1 protein-coding gene is annotated in these 660 nt (G+C 57.0%); it reads left to right on the top strand.

The features are described 5' to 3' along the window. The first annotated feature begins 178 nt into the window (after positions 1-178). Complete coding sequence (locus AC1DWF_RS35260; RefSeq protein WP_476843110.1) at positions 179-640, top strand: glycosyltransferase; 462 nt, start codon at positions 179-181, stop codon at positions 638-640. Positions 641-660: the final 20 nt, after the last annotated feature.

Raw genomic sequence — 660 nt, 5'->3', positions numbered from 1 at the left:
GACTTGGCTCGTGGACATGGTTAGTAATTGTCATGGGCAAGAAACATCGATGGTTGTTCCTAGCATAGACCATCAAATATTTCGACCGTCTCGCTCTAACGTTACCAGCCGGCGCCTTGTCCTAGCAATGGTGCGTCCCAGCACGCCCAGGCGAGCTCCTCGTCGGACTCTCGCAATATTGGGACGTTTGGCCTCCGGCGAATTCGGCGATTTGGACGTAGCAGCCTTCGGTGCGTCGGCGGAGGAACTGGAGCAGCACGGTATGCAATGTCCTGACGGCCTAAAGATGCTCGGCCACCTTCGTCAGGCGGAGGTCGCGGAACACCTACGACGAGCGGAATTCTTTCTCGACCTTTCAGATTACCAGGCCTTTGGCCGTAGCGCAGCGGAGGCGATGGCCTGCGGATGTATCTCCCTCGCGCCGCGCCTGGGCGGCTCGTCGGACTTCATTGATGATTGCGTTAGTGGTTTCCTTACTGACACAAATGATTTGGGAGCGGTGGATGAAACGCTCCAACGAATGTTTTCCCTGAGCGAGGAGGAGGCTCAATCGATCAGGCTGGCCGGATTAGAGGCGGTGGCAGGGTTTACGCCTATACGCGCAGCCATCTCCGAACTGCGCGTGCTAGGTCTCGCCTGAGGTTACCTCAAGATATGAGT

This window comes from Aminobacter sp. P4_D5 (assembly GCF_056401815.1).
The sequence above is the reverse complement of the archived record's forward strand: the minus strand, read 5'-3'. Positions and strand labels throughout refer to the sequence as shown.